The 22,469-nt window shown below is 60.5% G+C and carries 31 protein-coding genes; 3 read left to right on the top strand and 28 right to left on the bottom strand.

What is annotated here, in order from left to right:
* Positions 1 to 229 precede the first annotated feature (229 nt).
* Complete coding sequence (locus tag KQI84_11070) at positions 230 to 3,313, bottom strand: S8 family serine peptidase (GenBank protein ID MCB2155419.1); 3,084 nt, start codon at positions 3,311 to 3,313, stop codon at positions 230 to 232.
* A 450-nt stretch (positions 3,314 to 3,763) separates the two neighbouring features.
* On the opposite strand from KQI84_11070, the gene KQI84_11065 reads away from it, so the two are divergent.
* Positions 3,764 to 4,048 carry a septum formation initiator family protein gene (locus KQI84_11065; protein MCB2155418.1) on the top strand — a complete coding sequence of 95 codons (285 nt, stop codon included), beginning with the start codon at positions 3,764 to 3,766 and terminating at the stop codon, positions 4,046 to 4,048.
* Positions 4,049 to 4,057: 9 nt separating this feature from the next.
* Here the strand turns inward: KQI84_11065 and KQI84_11060 are convergent, their stop codons facing one another.
* Positions 4,058 to 6,499, bottom strand: a complete 2,442-nt coding sequence (locus tag KQI84_11060; GenBank protein ID MCB2155417.1) for a DNA internalization-related competence protein ComEC/Rec2 — start codon at positions 6,497 to 6,499, stop codon at positions 4,058 to 4,060.
* A 334-nt stretch (positions 6,500 to 6,833) separates the two neighbouring features.
* Between KQI84_11060 and KQI84_11055 the strand changes: the two genes are divergently transcribed.
* Both KQI84_11055 and KQI84_11050 read left to right on the top strand, forming a co-directional pair.
* On the top strand, positions 6,834 to 7,580 hold the full coding sequence (locus KQI84_11055) for a hypothetical protein (GenBank protein ID MCB2155416.1): 747 nt from the start codon (positions 6,834 to 6,836) through the stop codon (positions 7,578 to 7,580).
* A 42-nt stretch (positions 7,581 to 7,622) separates the two neighbouring features.
* A complete protein-coding gene (locus tag KQI84_11050; GenBank protein MCB2155415.1) occupies positions 7,623 to 8,108 on the top strand; it encodes a GNAT family N-acetyltransferase in 486 nt (161 codons plus the stop codon).
* A gap of 6 nt (positions 8,109 to 8,114) precedes the next feature.
* Here the strand turns inward: KQI84_11050 and KQI84_11045 are convergent, their stop codons facing one another.
* The 26 genes from KQI84_11045 to rplV form a co-directional block, all read right to left on the bottom strand.
* Positions 8,115 to 8,939 (bottom strand): BtpA/SgcQ family protein, encoded by an 825-nt coding sequence (locus KQI84_11045; protein MCB2155414.1) that lies wholly within the window; start codon positions 8,937 to 8,939, stop codon positions 8,115 to 8,117.
* Positions 8,940 to 9,091: 152 nt separating this feature from the next.
* A complete protein-coding gene (gene rplQ / locus KQI84_11040) occupies positions 9,092 to 9,496 on the bottom strand; it encodes a 50S ribosomal protein L17 (GenBank protein ID MCB2155413.1) in 405 nt (134 codons plus the stop codon).
* Between the two features lie 53 nt (positions 9,497 to 9,549).
* Positions 9,550 to 10,578: a DNA-directed RNA polymerase subunit alpha gene (locus tag KQI84_11035; GenBank protein MCB2155412.1), complete on the bottom strand. Its 1,029-nt coding sequence runs from the start codon at positions 10,576 to 10,578 to the stop codon at positions 9,550 to 9,552.
* Between the two features lie 115 nt (positions 10,579 to 10,693).
* A complete protein-coding gene (gene rpsD / locus KQI84_11030; protein MCB2155411.1) occupies positions 10,694 to 11,323 on the bottom strand; it encodes a 30S ribosomal protein S4 in 630 nt (209 codons plus the stop codon).
* An 80-nt stretch (positions 11,324 to 11,403) separates the two neighbouring features.
* Entirely contained in the window at positions 11,404 to 11,796 is a 393-nt protein-coding gene (gene rpsK, locus KQI84_11025) for a 30S ribosomal protein S11 (GenBank protein ID MCB2155410.1), read from the bottom strand.
* Between the two features lie 29 nt (positions 11,797 to 11,825).
* Positions 11,826 to 12,194, bottom strand: coding sequence for a 30S ribosomal protein S13 (rpsM, locus tag KQI84_11020; GenBank protein MCB2155409.1), 369 nt, complete (start codon positions 12,192 to 12,194; stop codon positions 11,826 to 11,828).
* Positions 12,195 to 12,221: 27 nt separating this feature from the next.
* Positions 12,222 to 12,335, bottom strand: coding sequence for a 50S ribosomal protein L36 (gene rpmJ, locus KQI84_11015; protein MCB2155408.1), 114 nt, complete (start codon positions 12,333 to 12,335; stop codon positions 12,222 to 12,224).
* A 77-nt stretch (positions 12,336 to 12,412) separates the two neighbouring features.
* Positions 12,413 to 12,631, bottom strand: coding sequence for a translation initiation factor IF-1 (gene infA / locus KQI84_11010; GenBank protein MCB2155407.1), 219 nt, complete (start codon positions 12,629 to 12,631; stop codon positions 12,413 to 12,415).
* A gap of 115 nt (positions 12,632 to 12,746) precedes the next feature.
* Positions 12,747 to 13,520, bottom strand: coding sequence for a type I methionyl aminopeptidase (gene map / locus KQI84_11005; GenBank protein ID MCB2155406.1), 774 nt, complete (start codon positions 13,518 to 13,520; stop codon positions 12,747 to 12,749).
* Between the two features lie 37 nt (positions 13,521 to 13,557).
* A complete protein-coding gene (locus KQI84_11000) occupies positions 13,558 to 14,211 on the bottom strand; it encodes an adenylate kinase (GenBank protein MCB2155405.1) in 654 nt (217 codons plus the stop codon).
* A 45-nt stretch (positions 14,212 to 14,256) separates the two neighbouring features.
* Entirely contained in the window at positions 14,257 to 15,693 is a 1,437-nt protein-coding gene (secY, locus tag KQI84_10995; protein ID MCB2155404.1) for a preprotein translocase subunit SecY, read from the bottom strand.
* Positions 15,694 to 15,739: 46 nt separating this feature from the next.
* Positions 15,740 to 16,180 carry a 50S ribosomal protein L15 gene (rplO, locus tag KQI84_10990; protein MCB2155403.1) on the bottom strand — a complete coding sequence of 147 codons (441 nt, stop codon included), beginning with the start codon at positions 16,178 to 16,180 and terminating at the stop codon, positions 15,740 to 15,742.
* Positions 16,180 to 16,365, bottom strand: a complete 186-nt coding sequence (gene rpmD, locus KQI84_10985) for a 50S ribosomal protein L30 (GenBank protein MCB2155402.1) — start codon at positions 16,363 to 16,365, stop codon at positions 16,180 to 16,182. Before rpmD ends, rplO begins: the two co-directional genes overlap by 1 nt.
* Before the next feature lie 68 nt (positions 16,366 to 16,433).
* Positions 16,434 to 17,162: a 30S ribosomal protein S5 gene (rpsE, locus tag KQI84_10980; protein ID MCB2155401.1), complete on the bottom strand. Its 729-nt coding sequence runs from the start codon at positions 17,160 to 17,162 to the stop codon at positions 16,434 to 16,436.
* 64 nt (positions 17,163 to 17,226) lie between these two features.
* The gene (gene rplR, locus KQI84_10975; protein ID MCB2155400.1) at positions 17,227 to 17,619 is read right to left on the bottom strand and encodes a 50S ribosomal protein L18; all 393 of its coding nucleotides are present in this window, start codon (positions 17,617 to 17,619) and stop codon (positions 17,227 to 17,229) included.
* Positions 17,620 to 17,690: 71 nt separating this feature from the next.
* On the bottom strand, positions 17,691 to 18,230 hold the full coding sequence (gene rplF, locus KQI84_10970) for a 50S ribosomal protein L6 (GenBank protein MCB2155399.1): 540 nt from the start codon (positions 18,228 to 18,230) through the stop codon (positions 17,691 to 17,693).
* 20 nt (positions 18,231 to 18,250) lie between these two features.
* Positions 18,251 to 18,649 carry a 30S ribosomal protein S8 gene (gene rpsH, locus KQI84_10965; protein ID MCB2155398.1) on the bottom strand — a complete coding sequence of 133 codons (399 nt, stop codon included), beginning with the start codon at positions 18,647 to 18,649 and terminating at the stop codon, positions 18,251 to 18,253.
* A 48-nt stretch (positions 18,650 to 18,697) separates the two neighbouring features.
* Positions 18,698 to 18,883, bottom strand: coding sequence for a type Z 30S ribosomal protein S14 (locus KQI84_10960; protein MCB2155397.1), 186 nt, complete (start codon positions 18,881 to 18,883; stop codon positions 18,698 to 18,700).
* A 14-nt stretch (positions 18,884 to 18,897) separates the two neighbouring features.
* Positions 18,898 to 19,491 (bottom strand): 50S ribosomal protein L5, encoded by a 594-nt coding sequence (gene rplE / locus KQI84_10955; GenBank protein MCB2155396.1) that lies wholly within the window; start codon positions 19,489 to 19,491, stop codon positions 18,898 to 18,900.
* A 46-nt stretch (positions 19,492 to 19,537) separates the two neighbouring features.
* A complete protein-coding gene (gene rplX, locus KQI84_10950) occupies positions 19,538 to 19,888 on the bottom strand; it encodes a 50S ribosomal protein L24 (GenBank protein MCB2155395.1) in 351 nt (116 codons plus the stop codon).
* 37 nt (positions 19,889 to 19,925) lie between these two features.
* Entirely contained in the window at positions 19,926 to 20,294 is a 369-nt protein-coding gene (rplN, locus tag KQI84_10945) for a 50S ribosomal protein L14 (GenBank protein ID MCB2155394.1), read from the bottom strand.
* Between the two features lie 54 nt (positions 20,295 to 20,348).
* Positions 20,349 to 20,633, bottom strand: a complete 285-nt coding sequence (gene rpsQ / locus KQI84_10940) for a 30S ribosomal protein S17 (protein ID MCB2155393.1) — start codon at positions 20,631 to 20,633, stop codon at positions 20,349 to 20,351.
* A 47-nt stretch (positions 20,634 to 20,680) separates the two neighbouring features.
* Positions 20,681 to 20,878 carry a 50S ribosomal protein L29 gene (gene rpmC, locus KQI84_10935; GenBank protein ID MCB2155392.1) on the bottom strand — a complete coding sequence of 66 codons (198 nt, stop codon included), beginning with the start codon at positions 20,876 to 20,878 and terminating at the stop codon, positions 20,681 to 20,683.
* Between the two features lie 17 nt (positions 20,879 to 20,895).
* A complete protein-coding gene (gene rplP / locus KQI84_10930; protein ID MCB2155391.1) occupies positions 20,896 to 21,333 on the bottom strand; it encodes a 50S ribosomal protein L16 in 438 nt (145 codons plus the stop codon).
* 36 nt (positions 21,334 to 21,369) lie between these two features.
* Complete coding sequence (gene rpsC / locus KQI84_10925; GenBank protein ID MCB2155390.1) at positions 21,370 to 22,011, bottom strand: 30S ribosomal protein S3; 642 nt, start codon at positions 22,009 to 22,011, stop codon at positions 21,370 to 21,372.
* Between the two features lie 41 nt (positions 22,012 to 22,052).
* Positions 22,053 to 22,457, bottom strand: coding sequence for a 50S ribosomal protein L22 (gene rplV, locus KQI84_10920; protein MCB2155389.1), 405 nt, complete (start codon positions 22,455 to 22,457; stop codon positions 22,053 to 22,055).
* Positions 22,458 to 22,469 lie beyond the last annotated feature (12 nt).

Here is a 22,469-nt window from a genome sequence, read left to right as displayed (position 1 = left end):
CTCCGTTCGTCCAGCGGCTGTCCTCGGCAGCTCGAAAAAGTACCCTCCACCATGACCAGGAACAAGTCACCTGACCTGGGGACAAAGCAGGACGTCCAAACGCAGCAATCCGGCGGATTGGCAGTTCTCAGCCGGATTTTGAGTATAACAGTACATGGAGTAGCAAACATTTGGCCGCCGAGTCAACCCGGCGGCCAAATAATATCGAACATTCTTACTTCACGACTTACTACGGCGTTGCGCGATAAGCCAGGATGACGGCATTCAATTCAGCCAGACTGATCACGCCATCGGTCGGGTCGATGTCGGCACTGGCCGGCACCGCACCAAGGCCACGGAACCCAAGTAGAACGGCGTTCAACTCGAGCAGGTGAACCTCTCCATCGCCGTCTTCATCGCCGGGCACCGGCACCGGTGTCGGTGACGGCGTCGCCGAAGGCGTTGGCGACGGCGTATCCGACGGGGTCGGGCTCGGCGTGTCCGATGGCGTAGGAGACGGCGTGTCGGAAGGCGTCGGGCTCGGCGTATCAGATGGGGTCGCTGTGGGAGTGTCGGAAGGAGTTGGCGTTGGTGTCGGCGTCTGGATCACATTGCCCGTAATGCTGATGTCGTCAAAAGCGACACCGTCGGTCGTGATTTGGTAGTTATCGTACTGGTTCCAGCGGAGCTTGAATTCGGACGAGTAGGAAATCCCGGCGGAAGCAATCGCGGCGTCCAGATCGACCGTCTGCAGTGCGTAGCTGGAACCCAGCGTAGTATGATCATTAATCACATACCAGGTCGTTCCGCCATCGCCGCTCATCGCGAGACCATCGAAGTCGGCTCCACCAGTGAACGGGCTGGTCGTCGAGTCGGCTTCATCGCCAAATTCTTTGGCGTAGTACTGCACGACAACATTCTCGTAACCGGCGAGATCGACGCACAGAGTCGCCTCATTGCGTGCGTAAGACCCGTTGGTGGTCGAGTCCATCGTCAGATGGTAAGAGCCACTGTTGGGTGTATTCGCCGTGGTGACCTGGGTCCGATAGGTATTGGTGCCGGAGATGGTCCACTCGGCCCCGACTGCACCTGCTTCGAATCCCTCGGTGTAGGGAATTGCATCGCAGAATGGAGTTGGAGTGGGCGTCGGGCTGGGAGCGGCAAGTGCGAGAGCAACTGCCGCATTCGCGTTGATGCGTCCGTAGCCGTACTCGTTGTGGAATCCGCCGACGTAAGTCACGCCGCCAATTTCATCGCAGCTATCGCGCATGTAAGTCCGCACCTGCGACCCGGTCAGGGCGCCGTTGGCGGAAAGCATCAGCGCGGCCACACCAGCCGCCGTCGGGGAAGCCGAAGAGGTACCGCCGAAGTTCGGCTTATAGTCGGTGCTCGTCCAGCCGACAGTTCCTGTCGGATCGAGTGTCCAGACGTCATTCCAGCCGCCGTTACTCGGGGCAACGAAGTCGAGATTCGAACCATATTCGCTATATGAACTGCGGTAGTCGTTGTCGGTCGCCGAGCCGACTGCGATCGCATCGGCCTGACTGGCGGGATAGGATACGGCCGTATTGACGGAAGGAACGCCACTGAGAAGACCGTAGTATCCGAGCTGACCCCAGCTACTGTCGTAGACGTAGACCTGGAGGCCATCATAGTTGTACTCGGAAGAGACGCTGGCCGCAAAAGCGAAGGTCTCCGCACCTGTCAAGGTCATCAATGGTGTACGCAACTCGCACCACTGACTATCGCTGATCGATCCGGAAGTGGCGGAGTACGTCCCGCCCGTTCCAACAAGGGCATCCGTTGAACTCCGATACCAGTTGTTCGTGCTGCCGCTGTTCGCCAACGTCCATCCGGTCGGAGGGAATGATCCTTCAAAGTCCTGGCGCCAAGTGTGCGTGTACTCGTCGGAACCGATCAGGCAGACATTGTCAACGCGGGCCAGGTCGGAACCAGAGGAAGTGTTAACATCTTTCAGATAGCGGAATGCGTAATAGAAGTCGCCAACCAAGCCGCTGGTCGAGAAGCGGTAACGCCCACCGCCTTGGTACCACGTGCTGGCGGAGTTGCCACTGGCGAAGAACACCGGGCAGCCGAGTCCGCCACGCCCGTTCGTCGCCGCATTCGTGATGGCTGTGTTGATCTCGCTGCTGCTTGAGCCGCCGCCCCAACTGTTGCTGAGAACGTCAGCGTAAGTCGCCGCGTGGTCGATGCCGTTTGCGATGATGGTATTTGTTCCGAAACTACCATCGGCCACCTTGACCGCAAGGATTGTACAGCCTGGGGCCGTTCCAGCCGTGCGGTAGCTGTTGTTTCCAATCGCCGCCGCAACGCCCGCACAACCGGTGCCGTGTCCATCCGTTCCGGTGGGGCTTGGATCGCTGTCGCTGTTGTAGAAATCGTAACCATTGGCGTCGAAGTTCATGTCCGTATGGGACTCGTCCACGCCGTCATCGATGATGGCGATCACGATCGAGGAACTTCCGGTCGTCGTGTCCCATGCTTCCGGCGCGTCGATATCCGCATCGCTGACCGCGCCGTTCGCACCTGTGTTATGCAGGTATTGCTGCTGGGAGAATAACGGGTCGTTGGGTGTGTAATAAAACTCCATTTCGCGAATGAAGTTGGGCTCTGCCCATTCCACTCCTGGCCAGCTCGAGATCTCGACGCTGACGTCCAGCGGGGAGTTCCTGAGCGGATTGTCCAGGCGGGCGTGATAAATATCAGCGTAGTCGGCGCTGGACTTCTCGAAGATCACGCCGCCAATCCGTGCGAGACCCTTCTCGAGCAAGTCCGTGCTGGAGCCCTTCTCCAGGCATATCGAAAGCTCGTCGGTGGCGATCATCCGCTTCTTGTCCGTCGGATTCACATAGACCGGCAGGACGAACTCGACGCCCGGCTGAGCCTCGGCGAGTGCCTTCAGTTCCGCGGCCCCGCGAGCCTTCATCCCTTTACCGCCGGGGCGATCTTGCACGATGGCAACGCCCTTCGGGTGAAAGCGACCAACGGTATCGAAGTCGCCAAGAGCCCGGGATGACTCCAGTGCGGGATAGTGTTTCTCGAGGGAGGCGCGACTGCCATACTGGATGGCGATCTCGCTGTCGGCGCGTTCCAGTTGAACGGACTTGCCGTCCACCATGTAGAAGTCCCCAACGGAAATTGAGCTGGGGACACGGTTGGAGGTGACTTGCATCTCGGGCAACTTGATGCCCTGCTCGATGCCTTCCTTTGTCAATGTCGGTTTGAGTGTGATGGTCTGACCCGCGACGGCTGCCGCAGCAGCAACCACCACGAGTATCGTCAACGCCGATCGGCGCCACGCTTTACGCAACATGGGGGACTTCCTCCACTTTGGGCCTTAGGGTCGATCCATTTGCATTCCCGAATCCCATCGGATGCATAACCGCATCGAGCCAACGCCCTCTCCATCGAATGGATGCGGTCTGGAACCCCGTGAGTAATGGGGTAGGGTGCCATTTGGAAGTGATGGTTTGTCAACGGATTTCACCTTCTGAAGCAGGCTGCCGGGAGCTCTGCCCACCGGCGAATGGTGGGCAGAGCCCTTTCAGGACAGCCGTCTATCCAAGGCTTGGTGCACCACTCACTCCTCATGCTCGTCAGGCGTGGGAGGGTTGGTATCATCGCGACGGAAGTTGTGGCAGTCGGGATAATTGCATAGGTGAGGGTTGCCGAGGGGGTCGATGCGATTCGGTGCTTCGATCTTGACAGTGTTGCCAGAGAGAGCGCCACAGTCGGGGACACTCGATGGAGGCAGTCTGCGACAATGATGCGGTGGCGATTGGTGATTTGGGCGACGCTTGCCCTGCTCCTGGCTGTGGGAGCCTTCTCGCTGCTGCTCGCGCCGTCGTTGACCGATATGCATCGTGCGAAGGTCCATTACGCGGAGGCCCGAGAGAACCTGGAAGCCGTCGATCTGCAGCAGAAGGTCCTGGAGAACCAGGTGACGGCCCTGCGAACCCACATCGATTCCATCGAACTCGGCGCCCGACGCGAGTATCGCCTGATCAAGCCCGGCGAGAAGCTGGAGATCCTTCAGGTCCAGCAGTAGGTCTCGGACTCACTTGCTCCACGAGGCGATTAGCGGTTCGGCGTCCGTCAGCCGCTCGACACGCACCCACAAGTGCTCCCCATCCGATTCAAAAGACAGCGTTCCCTGGCGATCGGTTCGCCAGATGCGGACTCCCATTTCTTGCAGTCGCGCGAGTGCTTCCGGCGCGGGATGACCATAGCGGTTATTCCGCCCGCAACTGATCACAGCGTGGGCCGGGCGCACCGTCCCAAGGAATGGCATGGATGTCGATGATGCGGAGCCGTGATGCCCGGCCTTCAGAACAACGGAACGCAGATTGGCTTCAGGCAAATGGGCGAGCATGTCCGACTCGGAGTCAAAGTCCGCATCGCCGGTCAGCAGGAAGGACGTCTCCCCCACCGACACGCGGAGGACAACAGAGGCGGCGTTTCGTTCATCGCCTTCGTCGAGGAACTCCGCCGTAGGATGCAGCACATCCGCTTGAATCCCCGACGAGAGATGCAAGACATCGCCTCGCGACACTTGCACGACGGGGATTCGATGGCGGTCGACGGATTCGGCAACGGAAACCCATGACTTCGTCGTTGCGAGACTGCCGCCGACAACGAGGCGCCCGACTGGGAAGGCGTCCATCAGCGCCGGTGCCCCCGCAACGTGATCCGCATCCGCATGCGTCAGGACAAGCGTATCCAGATGATCGACGCCGATGGCCCGTAGCTCCCGCACAAGCGACTGGCCGCGCTCCGGCCCGGCATCGACAAGCATCGTGACTCCGTCCCCCGTTTCTACAAGAACCGCATCGCCCTGCCCGACGTCCAGAAACGTGACGCGGGCCGTGCGATCGATCGGCTGCAGCAACGGAAACCAGATGAGGAAGACCAGCGCGAAGATCGCAGTGAGCCCAACCGACCACGCCCCATCAACCGGGCTGAAGTGGCGGCGCAATCGCATCCAACGTCCGGAAAGGAGAATCAGGTAGTAGATGCCGATCGCCCACGCGGGCCAGGGAGCCAGGCCTTCGATGGCACCGCCCGGCACTCGCGCAAAAAGGGTCGTAGCCATGCTGAGTCCGGCAACCGGCCAATCCAGCAATCCCACCAGCCCTGCCGCCATCTCGGGCGCGATTGGATGGAGAAGCGCGCCGAGGAAACCGACGCCGAGAATCGGTGCGGCAAACGGCAGAATCAGTGCGTTCGCAATTGGAGCGATCAACGACACCATCCCGAATGGCCCGGCCACAATCGGCGCGAGAGCGAGTTGAAGGCACGCGGAGACGAATGCGAGCTGCAGCCATCGTATGGCGATGCGCGCCGGCAGCTTCCAGCCAAGTTTCGGGCCAAGGTGTTCCTGGATTGCGATCACTCCAGGGCTGGCCAACACGAGTGTCAGTGCGCACAAAAATGACAACTGGAAGTCCAACTGCCAAAGCGCGCGCGGGCGAAATACCAATAGCACGAGCGCAACGGAGGAAAGCGCGGAGAGGGGTTCGACTTCGCGCCGCACGAGAGGCTGGAGAACGAACACGCCGACGAGAAGTGAGGCGCGCAACACGCTCGATCGAAACCCTGTCAGGGTACAGAATACAAGCAGACCAACCAGCACAACGATGGCACGACTTCGCGGACCGAGTCCCAGCATCGCCGCGACCAAGACGATCAATCCCGCAATCAATCCCGCGTGCAGTCCGGAAACGGCAAACAAGTGCATCAGTCCGGCGCGTTGGAAGTCATGCCGCTGCTGCTCCGACAATCCGCCCGTTCTCGCCAGCATGATCGCCGACAACAACGATGCGGAGTTCGTCGAGAGGTTTTCGTTCAGAAGTTCCTCGGTGGAATCCGAGAGCCGCCCCATTGCTCGGCGATACCGCAACCAAAACGATGGATCGGCTGGCGGCGTGGATTGAAGCGTCGATGCGCGAACAAGTAGCACCGCCCCCTGCGCATCCAGCCATCGATCCCAGGAGAGGTGATTACCATCGCCATCCACGGGGACAACTCGGCCGAGGGCCTGCAAGTGATCGCCGGTCTCGACTCGCGGCGCGTTGTTGTCTGTCCGGAACTGAACGGGCAACGGAGTGGAAAGGAAGGCCTCAGATCCGTCGGCCGAAAGCTCTGCCCCCGGCTGAAGCCAAAGAAGCAGCGTCTCGGATCCAACGCGTGGGTGGCCGTCCACGGTGCCGGAGACCTCGACAAACGGCGCCTCGGGCAATGAGGCAACCGCTGCTCGATCGTGGAACTCGAAGGATTGGAGCCCAGCCTGGGTGGCGACTCCAACTGATAGGAATCCCAGAAAAAGCGAAACCGCACGCGCATGCCCGGAACGCCTCTTCGAGAGGCCAACCCCGATGGCTGCCACCAGCAGCACAACCGCAACGCCCCAACCTGTGAAACCGACCGACCATGCCAGGACACGACCCAGGATCAGCACAAGGACGGCCAGCAATGTCGGACGGGGCAGGTCGCGTTCCACGGATTCGTCGGTTCCTCGTTCACAGATTCGACGTCTCCGACCTTTTGGCGATGTCCGGGATGGCGCAAGCGGGATTGGGTGGATGACGTTGCAGCCCTGCAAAACGAGTCGCACTTGCTCAAGTGTGACAAACCTTCGCGGCGAGAGCTCTCAAACGAGATCTTTCTCAGCGTTGAACTTACGCGGAATCCGCCACGATCCATGCGGTCTCCGAAAACTGGCACCATCTTTTCATAGCATTTGTTTGTAGTGCCCGCCCGTTGCCCTCTCGCAAGAAACGCCAGCCGGGTTCGCAAACCGAAGTCAGCCCCCGCGAATCCAAGGAGCAAGCGAGATGAAAGAATGCAAACGCTGCGGAACAGTCAACGCGTCCTCGGATAAGCACTGCTATATCTGCGGAGGAACGCGCTTCACTCACCACCATCATCATGACGAGCACACGCATGGCGAGATTCTCGAGGTCGGCCTGCGGATGTCGTACGTGGAACTCGGCATTCTCGGCCTATTCTGGGCGGGGCTGGCGGCGATGTTCTACTATGCGCTCGGGATCCAGATCCCGCCGCATGCAACGGCGGACGTCGCCGCCATTGTGGGCGACATTCTCCCAAATGGGGACGCACTCACGTGGGCGAACGTGTTGCCGATTGCGGGAATTGCATTTGTCGTCACGGGATCGATCTTCCTGGCGCTGCGTGCGTTCTCGCGCCGGTGGCCGATGTCACTGACAGGTCTGCGCCGCCTCCGGAAGCTGGCCTACTCGACGGTTCTTGCCGTAACAGCGGGCCTTGCGACGGCCCTTGCCATCGGGTGGTTCGTCGGACGGACCTGGGCCGGTATGCCGGTATTGTTCACGGGCGCCGTCGCGCTGGTCCTGCCCGCGTTGTTCGCCCTGGTGTTCTGCCACAGCCTGGCGCGGGTGCGTTGCCCCAACTGTGGGTGCCTGATGGAGATCAAGAATCGCCGGATCAGCGGCGATTCGAACATCATCGGCCTGGATCAGGAATTCCATGGCCGCCGCCATCATTGCGATGCGTGCAACGTTGCCTACACAGTGGGCTACTTCAGCGGCCGATGGATCTGATGCGAGTTACGCTCTTGCGGACAGTGCGATGAGCGATGAAGGATGCCCTCAATCATCGAGACGAGGGCAACCATGGAGGAAATCACGATTCGGCCGGCGACGGAGGATGATCTCCCCTACTTGCGCGGCCTGATTGCCGAACTGCTCCAGGTCCTGGAGCAGGCCACCGGCGCAAGCATCAACGACGCAACGGAGAACTGCAGGGCGCTACTGATGGATCCGAATAGCTCCGTGCTCGTTGGTGTCTGGAACGAGATGCCGATCGCATTCATCAACTTCACGACACGACGAACGATCTGTCATCCCGGCCCATCCGGAATCATCGACGAGCTCTTCGTTGCGTCGGGATTTCGCCTGGGAGGACTGGGGCGGCGCCTGCTCGAAGCAGCCGTCGCGAAATGCCGCGAGATGGGTTGCGTAGAGGTCGAAGTCAGCACCGAGCTATCGAACACGCGCGCGCGGGAATTTTATCAGCGCTGTGGATTCGACGAGGATGCGGTGTTGCTCGAGCGGGATCTGGACGACTGACGGCGGTCAGGACTTGCGAATGCTCTCGACCAGCCGGGCCACGCGGTCCGGATCGATTTCATTCTCCCAATAGCCATCGCGCTTGTACCAGCTCCCAACGATCAGAAGATGCGCGTCGCGATACTCTGCAGCGTTCTCCGGCGTGATTCCCGAGCCGATCGCGACAGGCAGGTGGGTCGCGCCGAGAACTTCCTTCAGATCGCCCGGCTTCGCAGGCCGACCTGTCGCCGTTCCGGTCACGATCAGGCCGTCCGAGCCGAAGAACTCGGCAGCGTGGGCCGTCTCCGCCAGGTCGACATCGGCGGTAATGGCGTGGGCCGAGTGCTTTTTCTTGATATCGGTCAAGACCGCGATGTCCTCCGCCCCGACCATGCGGCGGTAGCGCAGCAGTTCCGCCGCGCAGGCCTCGTGGGTGCCTTCGTCCCCGACGTGGGCAAAGACGAATCCCTCCGCACGAATGAAGTTGGCCCCGCAGGACTGCGCCACGGCGATGGCTTCGCAGTTCGCTCCAGCCAGAACCTGGACGCCGAGCGGCATGTCGCCGATCTCTTCGCGAACCGCACAGCCGACGGCCGTCATACCGGCGGTGATCTCCGGCCCCACATTCCGGAGAACGTACGGGGCGTCGTGCATATTCTCGATCATGATCGCGTCGACGCCGGCGTCGGCCAGGGTGCGGGCCTCACGCCGGGCTGCATCGATCACGGCCTTCAGCGACCCGCCGTAGCGCGGGGTGCCCGGCAACGGCAGCACATGAATCATGGCGCAAAATGCTGGGCGACGTTCGTTGAGAAACGACAGTGCGGAGTGGAGCGGGTTGTTGGAAGCCATGGCGATTCCTTTGTGCGAAGTTCAACCCGGGATGATGGCTACGGCGGTTCGGCGTGGCAAACAGGAAGTCGAACGCGGCTGGTCCTCAAAGAAGAAACGCGCCCCCGGCAAACCGGAGGCGCGTTGGTGAATCGAGTTTGTCAGCGTTCGAATCAGGCTTCGGCGGCTGCGGTCTCGGCGGGAGCCGAGGAAGCGGCAGCGCCCTGCTCGACGAATTCGATGTACGCCATCCAGGCGCCGTCGCCGGCACGCTGGTCGTCGCGAATGATGCGCGTGTAGCCACCGGGGCGGCCTTCGAAACGCGGCGCAATATCTTCGAACAGCTTGTGAACAGGGACCTTCTTGCCCAAGGCGGAGAAGGCGCGGCGGCGGTGGTGCTGCTCGCCCTTCTTGCCAAGGGTCACGAGACGCTCGATGAACGGACGAAGAACTTTGGCCTTCGCCTCGGTCGTGCGGATGCGCTCGTGCTCAATCAGGCCTATGGCCAAGTTACGAAGCAGGGCCCGGCGATGGCCAGTCGGCCGGCTGAGTTTTTGGCGGTGTTTTCGATGACGCATGATTCCGATGCCTTCTCAAGAATTGGTGCAATGCTGACCGGCCGTGGCCGGGATTATTCCTTGTCGTCGACGTTCAGGTTCACGGGCAATCCGCGCTCGTCCAGCTTCATGTTGAAGCCGAGGCCGAAGCCCTTGAGGATCGCCTTGATTTCCGACAGCGACTTGCGGCCGAAGTTACGATACTTCAGCATTTCGCTTTCGGTCTTCTGGACCAGGTCGCGGATCGTCTTGATGCCGGCGGCCTCCAGACAGTTGAAGGAGCGGACGGACAGTTCCAGTTCCTCGATCGACTTATCGAGAACGGCCTGGATCGGTGCCGCGCCTTCCGCCTCTTCTTCCCCACCGCCCATTGTCTCGGACATGGCGGAATCGCGATCCTCGACGCGGATGAAGATGTCGAGGTGGTCGCGCAGAATCTTGGCGGCAAAGCTGATCGATTCCTCCGGACGGACGCTGCCGTCGGTGGTCACTTCGAGGGTCAGCTTGTCGTAGTCGGTGCGCTGGCCAACGCGGGCCTCGGCGACTTCGTAGCGGACCTTGCGGATCGGAGAGAAGACCGCATCGATCGGCAGGATGCCGATGTCGTCTTCATCTTCCATCTCGGGGTAGGAGGCGGGCAGGTAGCCACGTCCCTGGGCCACGAGAACTTCCATCTGCAGGTGACCGTCGCCGGTCAATTCTGCGATGTGCTGATCCGGGTTCAGGATCGTCAGGTGCTCGGGCAGTTCGAAGTCGGCAGCGGTAACGCGGCCGGGGCCCTTCTTGTCCAGGAAGATGGTGGTCTTGCCATGGACGCCGTCGAGCTTGAAGACGACCTGCTTGAGGTTGAGGATGACGTCATTAACGTCTTCGCGAGCGCCGGGGATCGCGGTGAATTCGTGGCGAACGCCTTCAAAGCGGACGCTGGTCGCGGCAGCTCCCTGGATCGAGGACAGCAGGATCCGGCGAAGGGAGTTGCCGATGGTTGTACCGAAGCCACGCTCCAGCGGTTCGACGTAGAAACGTCCGAAGTGGTCGCTGAGCGTCAGCTTGTCAGGTACAAGGCGCGTGGGCCGAATGAGCGGCTTAAGTTCCAGCTCCATGAGTCGAGTCATTCTCCTTAGGGTCGGCGATTACCGGTTGGCGCGAGAGTCCGAAACGCAGTTGGAGCCCATTCGCGCAAAAACCGAGCCGATTGTCGCGCGAAAGGGCTGCCGGTTACTTCGAGTAGAGCTCGATGATGAGCTGCTCGCGCAGATCGATGTCGTCCAGGTCCTCGCGAGAGGGAACGCTGACGAACCGAGCCGAGTAGTCTTCGACGTTGAACTCGATCCACGGCTTGCGGCCGCGACGGTCGAGCTGGGACACGAATTCCTGAACCGGAGCCAGTTCGCGAGCCTTGGCGGTTATCGAAATCACGTCGCCGGGGCGAACCTGGTAGGACGGAATGTTGACCCGGGTGCCGTTGACCAAAACGTGGTTGTGGCGGACGAACTGGCGGGCAGCCTTACGGCTGGCCATATAGCCAATGCGGAAGACGACGTTGTCCAGACGGCGCTCCAGAAGCTGGAGCAGCACGGTGCCGGTGACGCCGCGATAGCGGTCCGCAGTGGCGAAGTAGCGCCGGAACTGACGTTCCAGGATGCCATAGATGCGCTTGGCACGCTGCTTCTCGCGCAACTGGACGCCGTAGGTGGACATCTTCTTGCGCGTCTGGCCGTGCTGGCCGGGGGGCACGTTGCGACGTTCAATAGCGCACTTGGCGCCATGGCAACGCTCGCCCTTCAAGAAAAGCTTTTTGCCTTCACGCCGGCAAAGCCGGCAAACTGCTCCGCGATATCGAGCCACGGTGATCTATCCTCTTTCCGACGAAAATTCCTCGAAGTCGATGGGTCAGTCCGACACAGGGCCGGGCTGGATGTATCCCGTCAGACGCGGCGCCGCTTCGGAGGCCGGCAACCGTTGTGGGGAATGGGGGTTACGTCCTTGATGGTGCGAATGACGATGCCTGCGGCCTGAAGCGACCGGATGGCCGATTCGCGTCCGGAGCCGGGGCCCTTGACCTCGACGTCGCAGGAGCTAACGCCATGGTCGCGTGCCTGGTTGGCGGCCCGCTCTGCAGCCTGGCCGGCCGCGAACGGGGTGCTCTTGCGGGAGCCCTTGAAACCGGCGGCGCCGGCGCTTGCCCAGGAAATGGTGTTCCCGGTGGGATCCGCAAAGGTCACGATCGTATTATTGAACGTCGCATGCACATGGACGATGGCATGCCCGATGTTCTTTTTGGCTTTTTTCTTCTGCCGGGGGCCACTCTTCTTGGCCATAGGTCGTTCTCCTCAGAAAAATCCGTAGATTACTTGGAACCCTTACCGACCGTGCGGCGGGGGCCCTTGCGAGTCCGGGCGTTGGTGCGGGTGCGCTGACCGTGGGCGGGAAGGCCCCGGCGGTGGCGAAGGCCGCGGTAACAGCCGATGTCCATAAGGCGCTTGATGTTCTGGCCGACTTCGCGACGCAGATCGCCTTCGACTTTGTAGTTCCCGGTGATGATGGCGGAGATCTTGGAGACCTCGGCCTCTGTCAGGTCGCGCACACGGGTGTCGAGCTCGACACCGGCGGCCTTCAGGATCTCGCGGCTGCGGGTAACCCCGATGCCGAAGATGTAAGTTAGTCCGTACTCGACGCGCTTATCGCGCGGGAGGTCGACGCCAGCAATACGTGCCACAGTCGGTGCTCCTGCCTAAGTCGTGGGTTATCCCTGCCGCTGCTTGTGGCGGGGATTCTTGCAAATGATGCGAACGACGCCGCGACGACGAATCACGCGACAGTCCTTGCAAATCTTCTTTACGGAGGCGCGAACTTTCATTGTTGCCTAACTCCCGTCGAGCGTACTCGCCCTCTGGTATTCAGCGGATTCATCGATTTCGAACCCGCTCGGGTAGTCTATTTGTTGCGGTAGGTAATGCGGCCGCGCGTCAGATCGTAGGGTGAGAGCTCCACGGTGACTCGATCGCCGGGCAGAATGCGGATGTAGTGCATACGCATTTTGCCAGAGATGTGAGCGAGTACATTCATCCCGTTCGTCAGTTCCACTCGGAACATGGCGTTGGGGAGGGTTTCCGTTACGACGCCCTCGACTTCGATGCCTTTTTCCTTGGCCATAAACCTTCCGTTTCAAAAGCTGGACCGCATGGGCACGGTTGACGGGTTTCCCCGAACCGCAATTTCTGATTGCTCCATAGCGGCGGGCGGCCTGTCAAGCCCGAGCTGAGGTTTTTTAGTCCTCGGCCAGAGTCAAGATCTCGGGTCCGCCTTGTGTGATCGCGATCGTATGCTCATAGTGAGCCGACAGACTGCGATCCTTTGTGACGACCGTCCAGTCGTCGTTCAGGACTTCCGTGTCGCCCGTGCCGACAGCCACCATGGGCTCGACGGCGATCACGGTTCCGGGCATCAGGCGTTTGCCTTTTCCTGCCGGGCCGAAGTTCTCGATCTTCGGATCCTCATGCAGGTGGCGGCCAATGCCATGGCCCGTATAATCCCGAATCACGTGGAATCCATTGCTCTCCACGTGGGTTTGCACCGCATGGCCGATGTCGCCGGGGCGACAGCCGGGCTGGCACTTGGCGATCGCCAGTTCGAGCGATTCGCGCGTGACCTGCATCAGCCTCTCAGCCTCTGCGCTGCACTTGCCGACGCCAACCGTATAGGCCGTGTCGGCAAAGAAGCCATCGAGCAAGACCCCGCAGTCGATGGAAAGCAGATCGCCTTCATTCAGGGGGGCTTTGTTCGGAATGCCGTGGACCACCGCCTCGTTGAGCGACACGCAGAGCGTGTTCGGGAACCCGTACATTCCGAGGAAGGCAGGAATGGCGCCCGCTTCCTTGATCCTGGATTTTGCCAGCCGGTCGAGTTCGAGAGTGGTTACTCCGACGTCGACTGCCCGGGCAACTTCCATAATAACGCGCTGGAGCAGATGGCCGGCGCGGCGGATCTTCGAAATCTCCGCCGTGCTTTTCAATTCCAGGGGATGACTCCCAGTCTGCGCCATGACGTCTTTGGCCCGCTGCCAAAGGGCCGAAATCTCCTCAGTATTGCTCCGCCAGGATGGCTCGAATTCTCTCGAAGACTTCCTGGGTAGTGCCCGTCCCGTCGATGTTGCTCAGAACGTGGCGGTTGTCGTACTCATGCAGAACGGGTTTCGTCTGCTGTTCATACACTTCGAGCCGTTCCTTGACTGTCTCCGGCGTATCGTCGACGCGCTTCATCAGCGGGCCGTGGCAGAGATCGCAAACGCCGGTCTGTTTCGGCGGATCGAAGTAAACGTTGTAGGTGCGCCTGCATTCCGAGCAAAGTCGCCGGCCGGTCAAGCGCAGCATCAGGATCTCGGATGGGACTTCCAGATTCACGATCGCCGGCGAACTCAATGTGTGAAATTCGCAGATTCGATCGAGGTCTGCGACCTGGCTGACGGTCCGGGGGTATCCGTCAAAGAGAAAGCTGTCGGTACTCGGACGCTTCTCAACCACGATCTTGTCAACCACTTCCGAGACCAGTTCGTCGGGTACCAGCTCGCCTCGTTCGACGATCGCTTTGACCCGCTTTCCCAGGTCCGTTCCTGCCCGGATGGCGGCCCTCATGGCTTCGCCGGTGGACAGGTGGGAGAGGTGAAACTTCTCACAAACCAGCTCGGACTGGGTTCCTTTTCCCGAGCCGGGGGGGCCGAACAAAACCAGGTTCACAGAAGGCTCCCTCCCTGGCGATGGTTGGTCCGCTCTCCGAGAATCTTACTGCGCCTTGCGTCCCGACCAGCGACGAGACTCGCCGCGGCCGCCGGCACCCGCCTGGCGCCGAATCTTGAAGCCATCGTAGTGGCGCAGCAGCAACTGGCTCTCCACGCGCTTCATGGTGTCCAATATAACGCCGACCACGATGATGAGTCCCGTGCCACCGGCGAACTGTGCAGTACTGTATGCAATGCCGAAGGCATTCGACAGGATCTGAGGAACGAGAGCCACACCGACCAGGAAGATCGCGCCCACCGTGGTGATGCGTGTCAGGACCATGTCGATGTAGTCGGCAGTCTGCTTGCCGGGACGGTAGCCCGGGATAAACGCGCCGGCACGCTTCAGGTTATCTGCGACATCCTGCGGATTGAAGGTCACCGCGGTGTAGAAGAAGCAGAAGAATGCCGTCAGGATCATGTACAACAACGTGTACAGGTTCGCAGACTTCAGCAGAAGGAAGATGCTTTCCTTCTGAATGCCGAAGGCGTCGTAGAGGTTATAGGGGGAATATGGGGAGAACCAGGTGCCGAGACCGGCCATGGCTCCCGACTGGCCAGTGCCGACCCAGCCCAGCAAAGTCTGGGGCAGGGTAAGGATGGCACTGGAGAAGATCACCGGGATAACGCCCGCGGTGTTGACCTTCAGGGGCAGGTAGTTGGTCTGCGCCTGCTGGACACGCCGGCCGACGGTGCGTCGCGCATGCTGGATGGGAATCTTGCGGGATCCTTCCTGCATGGCAATGATGAGGACGGTCATGACGATGCAGAGCCCGGCGATGACCGGAACCCAGATCTTCGAAAGGTCCTGGAAGTGAAGGCGGGCGTAGGTCTGGCTGACGGCGCCGGGATAGGCTGCCATGATGCCGAGAGCAATAATGAGCGAGATGCCGTTGCCGACGCCGTTCTCCGTGATGCGCTCGCCGATCCACATCAACAGCGTGGTGCCGGCGGTCATCGAGAACATCGTGAGCAGCATGAAAATCACGCGGTGCTGTTCCATCATCGGCGTCACCCAGCCCTGGCTGATCATCAGCATGCCGAGGCCAAGAGACTGGAACCCCGCCAGGGCGACGGTGCCGTAGCGGGAGTACTGCTCGATCTTCTTGGTGCCGGCCTCGCCTTCCTTCTTCATCTTCTCAAGGCGTGGGACAACGACCATCAAGAGCTGGATAATAATCTGGGCCGAGATGTAGGGCATGATGCCCAGGGCCATGATCGTCATCTGGCTGAATGCACCGCCGGTGAACATGTCGACCATGGAGAAAACGCCCTGGCCTGCGCCAGAGGCTTTCTCGAAGAACTCACGAACCGTCTCGGTGTTCACGAAAGGCGTCGGAATGTGAGCGCCAATGCGGAACACAGCGATCATCCACAACGTGTAGAGGATCTTCTTACGCAGGTCCTTGATCTTCCAAAGGTTCGCTACTGTACCAAACATTCGCTAACCAACCTGGTTCATGCGCCGGGGCGCTTGAAAGTTAAGTTCAGACGACTTCCGCCGTGCCTCCGGCCGCTGCGATCTTCTCGGCCGCGCTCTTCGAGAAAGCGTTGGCCTTGATCGTCAGAGCCTTGCTGATTTCGCCGTTGCCCAGAACCTTGACGGGCTTGCTCGTGCGAACCAGCTTGGCGGCTTCCAGAGCAGCGCGATCGACGGTGGCGCCAGCCTCGAACTTCTTCTCGAGGGCGGCCACGTTGACGGCTTCGTACTCGACGCGGAAGGGATTGCTGAATCCGAACTTCGGAATACGGCGGATCAGAGGCATCTGGCCGCCTTCGAAGTACGGGCCCTTGCCGGAGCCCGAGCGAGCTTGCTTGCCCTTGTGGCCCTTGCCGGCAGTCTTGCCACGTCCGCTGCCTTCGCCGCGGCCGAGGCGCTTCTTCTTCTGCTTCATCCCGGGATCGCCGGGCAACTCGTGAAGTTTCATTATTCTGTCACTTCCTCGACTTCAACGAGGTAATCGACGTTGTCGATCATCCCCTGGATTTGCGGTGTCAGTTCCTTGACCACACTATGGCCTACGCGGTGCAGGCCGAGAGCCTCGATCGTGCGACGGTGCTTCTGGATCGTCCCGATCGTACTCTTCTTCCATGTAACCTTGACCTTCTTCATCTCGCCAATACTCCCGGTATCAGTGGGAGGGTGGTCTCAGCGAAGGAGACCGCCCGCCGGTTTCGCTCTCAAGATTTGGAGGAGTTGTCGTCGCTGTCTTCATCACGACGGCGACGTCCGCCACCACCGGCGGTGTAAGTGCCGCGGCGTGACTTGTCTTCGCGCTTCTGCTGAACCACTTCCGCTTTACGGCTCATGGCTTCTTCGCGGCCCTTGCGATAGCGCTCGGCGCCCTTGCGGCCCAGGAGTTCCTCCAGGGTCTTGCCGCGCAGCGTTGCAACGTCTTCCGCACTGCCGAGGTCCTTGAGGCCCTGGAAGGTGGCCTTGACCACGTTGAGCTGGTTCTCGGTTCCGAGGACCTTGCTCAAGCAGTCCTGCAGGCCGGCCAGTTCGAGGACGGCACGCACCGCCGGGCCGGCGATCAGGCCGGTACCTTCGGACGCGGGGCGCAGCAGGACCTTACCGGCGCCGTAGCGTCCGATAATATCGTGCGGAATGGTTCGACCAATGATGGGCACGACGATCATCGCCCGCTTGCCCGCTTCGATGGCCTTCTGAATAGCGGCGGGAACTTCATTGGCTTTGCCAAAGCCCACGCCGACGTGTCCGTGTCCGTCGCCAACGACGACCAGTGCGGCGAAGCTGAAGCGCCGGCCACCCTTGACCACCTTGGCAACGCGGTTCAGGCTCACTACTTCTTCGCGAAGGTCCAGCTTCGAGGCATCGATGCGCCCGACGCGGTCATAGGGAGTCACCACGGTTTCTTGAGTCGTTTCCTGATCTTTCTGCTCGTCCATTACCGTCATCTTCGTATCCAGTCGAGTTGAGAGTCGTACTCTGTTTGCCGGCTATCGAGCCTGGTCAGACTTGAATTCCGGATTCGCGCATCGCATCGCACAAGGCCTTCACGCAGCCGTGGTAGCGATATCCGCCGCGATCGAAGACGACGGCCTTGATGCCGCGCTCCTGAAGGGCTGCACCGACGGCGGCACCGACCTTCTTGGCGTTTTCGATGTTGGCGTAGCCCTTGTTCTTCACGCCGTCGCGCTCGACGGTGCTGACGCAGAACAGCGTCTTGCTGCCGGCGGTCGGCGAGTCGTCGATGACCTGTGCGTACAGGTGCTTCAGGGTCTTGCGAACCATCACGCGAGGACGCTCGGTGCTGCCGCTGACCCGATTGCGCACGCGCAGGTGGCGCCGGTACTGGCGGCCCCACTTATCTCTGCGATGCTTGAGTGTTCTCTTCAGTTTCATTTCGCCTGTGCCTCCCGGCTTATTGGAAAGGACGCTTCGTAGCCCTTTCGGCGCGGGTTGAAGTTTATAGGTTACTTACCGCTGGCCTTGCCGACCTTGCGGCGGACGTACTCGCCCTTGTAGCGTACGCCCTTGCCCTTGTAGGGCTCGGGGGGACGCCAGCCGCGGATGTTCGCGGCGAGCTGACCGACGACCTGCTTGTCCGCGCCCTCGACGATCACTTCCGTCGGCTTCGGAGCCTGGAAGACGACGCCTTCCGGCGGCGTCACACGGATGGGATGCGAGTAGCCGAGGCTCAGGACCAGGTCCTTGCCTTCCATGGCAGCGCGGTAACCAACGCCCTGGATCTCGAGCTCCTTGCGGAAACCCTCGGTAACGCCAACAACGTTGTTGGCGATCAGGCGCTGGTAGAGGCCGTGAAAGGCCTTGGACTGGCGCTGGTCGTCAAAGCGCTGGACAATAATGTTATTGTCCTCGACCTTGACTTCCACGCGGCCTTCGGTGTCCACGGCCAAGGTGCCCTTGGGGCCCTTGACGGTGACATTCGACTTGTTGATTTTGACTTCGACACCCTTGGGGATGGGAATCGGAAGTTTACCAATACGAGACACGATTCAGTCCCTCCAGCACCTTACCAGACGGTGCAGAGAATTTCCCCGCCGACCTTCTGTCGGCGGCAGTCTTGCCCAGTGAGGATTCCATGCGAGGTGGACAGGATGGTGATACCCAGCCCGCCGCGAACGCGCGGAATCTCGTCGGATTTCACGTAGCGCCGGATACCCGGCTTGCTGATGCGCTCGAGGCCATTGAGAACCTTTTCGCGGTTCGGCCCGTACTTCAGGAACACGCGAATGGTGCCCTGCTTGTCGGTGCGCATCACTTTGTAGTACTTGATGAAGCCCTCGTCCTTGAGAATACGGGCGATAGCGACCTTCATCTTTGAATTCGGAATATCGACATGGTCTTTGCCCACGCCATTGGCGTTCCGAATTCGGGTCAACATGTCAGCAATGGGATCCGTGTGCGTCATTGTGAACGGATAAACCTCCGTGAGACTTCCAGTGCAAATAGTGCGGGGTTACCAGGACGACTTGGTGACGCCCGGGATCTGTCCTTCGTTGGCCAGCTTGCGGAAACACAGGCGGCACATTTTGAACGTGCGCATGTAGGCGCGGGAGCGTCCACAGATCGGGCAGCGGTTGTTCTGCCGAACCTTGAACTTGGGCTTCCTGCGTGCTTTTGCCATTTGACTTGTGCGTGCCACGTCGTGCCTCCGTCTTAGTTGCGGAACGCCATTCCAAGAAGGCGGAGAAGCTCTTTGGCTTCCTCGTCCGACTTGGCGGTCGTCACGGTCGTAATGTTCATCCCCCGAGCTTTGGAGATGGTGTTATAGTCCAACTCGATGAAGATCGAGTGCTCGCGAATGCCGAGCGAGTGGTTGCCGCGTCCATCGAAAGCGTTGCCGGGAAGGCCGCGGAAGTCGCGAATACGAGGAATCGCAACGTTGATCAGGCGATCCAGGAAGTCCCACATGCGGCGGCCGCGAAGAGTCACGAAACAGCCGACGGGCATACCCTGGCGAATCTTGAACTGAGAGACGCTGATCTTCGCTCGCGTCGTGCGGGGCTTCTGGCCAACCACGAGGGCCAGCTCTTTTTCCGCCGCGTCCAGTTCCTTGATGTCACGAGACGCCTCGCCCACACCCATGTTTACCACAACCTTCTGGATGCGCGGGATCTGCATGACGTTATCGTAGTTGAACTTCTTCTGAAGCTCGGGGACCACTACTTCGCGGTAGCGTGTCTGCAACCGGGGCGGCGCCAGCGGTGCCTGGGTCCCTGCGCCTTCTTCTTTTTTCTTCTTCTCTGCCATGGGTCGATTCTTCCCTTGGGGTCTTCCTGTATATCTTTAGGTCGTCTTATTCGACGATAGAGCCGGAGCTGTTACGTCCGCGGGTCACGCGAACACGTCGTCCGTCGTCTTGCGTTTCGATGCCGACGCGAACGGGCTTGTCGGTCTTCGGATCCACGAGAGCAATATTGCTGATGTGGATGGGCTCTTCGCGCTCAATGATGCCGCCGGTCTGGCCGCCCTGGGTGCTCTGAACTTTCTCGTGATGCACCAGGTGGTTGACTCCCTCGACCAGCACGCGGCTGGCCTTCGGGTAGACTTCCAAAACACGGCCACGCAGGGCGGGTTCGCCTTTGCGGGCGCGGTAGGGTCCGGAAATGACCTCAACGAGGTCGCCTTTACGAATCTTGCACTTCATCGTATCTAGCCGCTCCTTGGCTCGTTGCGATCGTCTCTCAGAATACTTCCGGTGCCAGCGAGACGATCTTCATGAATTTCTTGGCGCGCAGTTCGCGGCCGACGGCACCAAAGATACGAGTGCCGACGGGCTCATTGTTGGCGTTAATAATGACGGCCGCGTTGTCGTAGAAGCGCAGGTAGCTGCCATCCTCGCGGGCGACTTCCTTGGCGGTGCGCACGATGACGGCGCGCACGACCTGGCCCTTCTTGACGTTGCCCTGGGGGTCCGCTTCGCGGACGGAGGCCACGACGACGTCGCCAATCGAGGCGTAACGCCGGCGAGTGCCGCCGAGGACTTTGAAGCAGCGGATCTTGCGGGCGCCGCTGTTGTCCGCTACGTTGAGTACGGTATATTCCTGAATCATCGCTTCCTGCTCCGGTGTTAGCCAGTGTCTGCTCGTCGCGTCGCCGCGGCGGGATTACTTCGCGCGCTCCACGACCTTGCGAAGACGATAACGCTTCGTTTTGGAAAGGGGCCGCGTCATCTCCACAACCTCGACCTTGTCGCCGGGGTTGGCGGTGTTGGTCTCGTCGTGGACGTAGAGTTTCTTGTCGCGCCGAATGTACTTCTTGTACACGCGGTGCTTCACCAGTCGCTGAACTTTGACGACGATGGTCTTATCCATGGAGGAGCTCATCACCAGCCCGATCTGGGTTCTGGGCTTCGCGCGTTCCACGGTGTTTCCGGGCGTTTGTTCGGCCATCGGATTATCTCTCCTAAGTCTACATCAGGGCGATCGGGGATCGCCCCTTAGCCGGCCTGACGGGCTTTCTCTGTCAGGATGGTATTGATACGCGCGATGTCGCGCTTCTTCATCGGAATCTGGTTCGGGTCCGTCAGTTCCTTCGTCGTGGAACGAACCCGCATGTTGAAGAGCTCACGCTTGGATTCTTCCAAGAGCAGGTGAAGTTCCTCAACGGACTGCTCGCGCAGCTTCTCGGCGGTCAGTGTGTTCTTTGCCATGATCAGGCGCCTCCCTCAGAGGACACTGCGAGGTCCTCGCGGTAAACGAACTTGGCCCTGATGGGCAGCTTGTGGATCGCACGGGTCATGGCCTCGCGAGCCAGCTCCATCGAAACGCCTTCCAACTCGAACATGATGCGGCCGGGCTTGACGACGGCGACCCAGTGCTCGGGGTTACCCTTGCCCTTACCCATGCGGGTTTCGGCCGGCTTCACGGTCAGCGGCTTATCGGGGAAGATGTTGATCCACAACTTGCCACCGCGCTTCACGTGACGGGTGATGGCGATACGAGCGGCCTCGATCTGGCGGTTCGTGATCCATCCGCACTCCATGGCTTTGATGCCGAAGGAGCCGAAGGTCAGCGTGCTGCCGCGATAGGCCTTGCCGCGGCGCTTGCCCTTTTGGACTTTGCGATGTTTTGGTCGCTTTGGAAGCAGCATGTCTTTCTTCCTCTAACGGGTCCTGGTCTCAGAACCTCAGGACTTTTTATCCTTGCCAAGAACTTCTCCGCGGAAGATCCAGACCTTGATGCCAATCAGGCCGTACTTGGTCTTGGCTTCGGCGGTTCCGTAGTCGATGTCTGCGCGAAGCGTGTGCAGGGGCACGCGTCCTTCGCGGAACCATTCGCTGCGGGCCATTTCGGCGCCGGCCAGGCGGCCTGCGCAGCCAATCTTGACGCCCAGGGCGCCGGCCTTCATGCAGCTCTGAACCGTGCGCTTCATGGCGCGGCGGAAGCTGATGCGGCGCAGCAACTGGCCTGCGACGTTTTCCGCAACCAGGGTCGCGTCCAGATCCGGGCGCTTCACTTCCTCGATGTTGATGACGATCTGACGACTCGTCATGCCCTCGAGCTGGCGGCGAAGACCTTCGATCTCACTGCCCTTCTTGCCGATGATGATGCCGGGGCGGGCGGTGTGAATCGTGACCTTGGCGCGCTTGGCAGCCCGCTCGATCTCGATCTTCGAGACGCCCGCATGCATGAAGCGCTGCTTAATCGTGCGCCGGATGCGGATGTCCTCGTGGAGCGTATCGGCATAGTCTTTCGGAACGTACCAGCGTGAATGCCAGTCGTGAATGACTCCGAGACGGAAACCGTGAGGATGAACTTTCTGACCCAAGGGAATGCCTCCTGGTGTTCTTCAGTCGTTCGAGCGTTAGCTCACTCGCTGGTGAGCAGAATCGAAAGGTGGCTCATGCGTTTACGGACGCGCACGGCGCGGCCCATCGAGGCGGGACGGATGCGCTTCAACATCGGCGCACCTTCGACCCGGATTTCACCGACGACCAGTTCGTACGGGTCGGGGGCGACGTTTTCGGCGTTGGCGATGGCCGACTTGAGCGTGCGCTCGATGTACGGAATCGCCGAGGGCCGGTGGGTGAACTGGAGGATCTCCAGCGCTTCCACGACGGGCTTGTCGCGGATCAAGTCAGCAACGATAGCCATCTTGCGCGGCGCGCAGCGCACGAAACGGGTCACCGACTTCGAGACAACCTGGCGGCCGTCCTGGGTCGTCGGGATGGTCGCTTCGCGACGCTTCTTCTGTTCTCTTTCTCGCCTACCCATGATCGCTTAATG

It is taken from the genome of bacterium (genome assembly GCA_020444065.1).
GTDB lineage: Bacteria > Sumerlaeota > Sumerlaeia > SLMS01 > JAHLLQ01 > JAHLLQ01.
Note: the sequence above shows the minus strand (reverse complement) of the source record. Positions and strands in the feature narration are given on the sequence as shown.

Excerpts from the sequence above, each read along its gene's own strand:
- rplE (MCB2155396.1), bottom strand. The coding sequence starts at position 19,491 with ATGGCAGAGAAGAAGAAAAAAGAAGAAGGCGCAGGGACCCAGGCACCG.
- KQI84_11050 (MCB2155415.1), top strand. The coding sequence starts at position 7,623 with ATGCCCTCAATCATCGAGACGAGGGCAACCATGGAGGAAATCACGATT.
- KQI84_11045 (MCB2155414.1), bottom strand. The coding sequence starts at position 8,939 with ATGGCTTCCAACAACCCGCTCCACTCCGCACTGTCGTTTCTCAACGAA.
- KQI84_11065 (MCB2155418.1), top strand. The coding sequence starts at position 3,764 with ATGATGCGGTGGCGATTGGTGATTTGGGCGACGCTTGCCCTGCTCCTG.
- rplP (MCB2155391.1), bottom strand. The coding sequence starts at position 21,333 with ATGCTGCTTCCAAAGCGACCAAAACATCGCAAAGTCCAAAAGGGCAAG.
- rplR (MCB2155400.1), bottom strand. The coding sequence starts at position 17,619 with ATGAAACTGAAGAGAACACTCAAGCATCGCAGAGATAAGTGGGGCCGC.
- KQI84_11070 (MCB2155419.1), bottom strand. The coding sequence starts at position 3,313 with ATGTTGCGTAAAGCGTGGCGCCGATCGGCGTTGACGATACTCGTGGTG.
- rpmD (MCB2155402.1), bottom strand. The coding sequence starts at position 16,365 with ATGAAGAAGGTCAAGGTTACATGGAAGAAGAGTACGATCGGGACGATC.
- rplN (MCB2155394.1), bottom strand. The coding sequence starts at position 20,294 with ATGATTCAGGAATATACCGTACTCAACGTAGCGGACAACAGCGGCGCC.
- rpsH (MCB2155398.1), bottom strand. The coding sequence starts at position 18,649 with ATGACGCACACGGATCCCATTGCTGACATGTTGACCCGAATTCGGAAC.
- KQI84_11055 (MCB2155416.1), top strand. The coding sequence starts at position 6,834 with ATGAAAGAATGCAAACGCTGCGGAACAGTCAACGCGTCCTCGGATAAG.
- KQI84_11035 (MCB2155412.1), bottom strand. The coding sequence starts at position 10,578 with ATGGAGCTGGAACTTAAGCCGCTCATTCGGCCCACGCGCCTTGTACCT.
- rpmJ (MCB2155408.1), bottom strand. The coding sequence starts at position 12,335 with ATGAAAGTTCGCGCCTCCGTAAAGAAGATTTGCAAGGACTGTCGCGTG.
- infA (MCB2155407.1), bottom strand. The coding sequence starts at position 12,631 with ATGGCCAAGGAAAAAGGCATCGAAGTCGAGGGCGTCGTAACGGAAACC.
- rplQ (MCB2155413.1), bottom strand. The coding sequence starts at position 9,496 with ATGCGTCATCGAAAACACCGCCAAAAACTCAGCCGGCCGACTGGCCAT.
- rpsQ (MCB2155393.1), bottom strand. The coding sequence starts at position 20,633 with ATGGCCGAACAAACGCCCGGAAACACCGTGGAACGCGCGAAGCCCAGA.
- secY (MCB2155404.1), bottom strand. The coding sequence starts at position 15,693 with ATGTTTGGTACAGTAGCGAACCTTTGGAAGATCAAGGACCTGCGTAAG.
- rplV (MCB2155389.1), bottom strand. The coding sequence starts at position 22,457 with ATGGGTAGGCGAGAAAGAGAACAGAAGAAGCGTCGCGAAGCGACCATC.
- rpsE (MCB2155401.1), bottom strand. The coding sequence starts at position 17,162 with ATGGACGAGCAGAAAGATCAGGAAACGACTCAAGAAACCGTGGTGACT.
- rplO (MCB2155403.1), bottom strand. The coding sequence starts at position 16,180 with ATGAAACTTCACGAGTTGCCCGGCGATCCCGGGATGAAGCAGAAGAAG.
- rplX (MCB2155395.1), bottom strand. The coding sequence starts at position 19,888 with ATGAAGTGCAAGATTCGTAAAGGCGACCTCGTTGAGGTCATTTCCGGA.
- map (MCB2155406.1), bottom strand. The coding sequence starts at position 13,520 with ATGGCGCAGACTGGGAGTCATCCCCTGGAATTGAAAAGCACGGCGGAG.
- rpsK (MCB2155410.1), bottom strand. The coding sequence starts at position 11,796 with ATGGCCAAGAAGAGTGGCCCCCGGCAGAAGAAAAAAGCCAAAAAGAAC.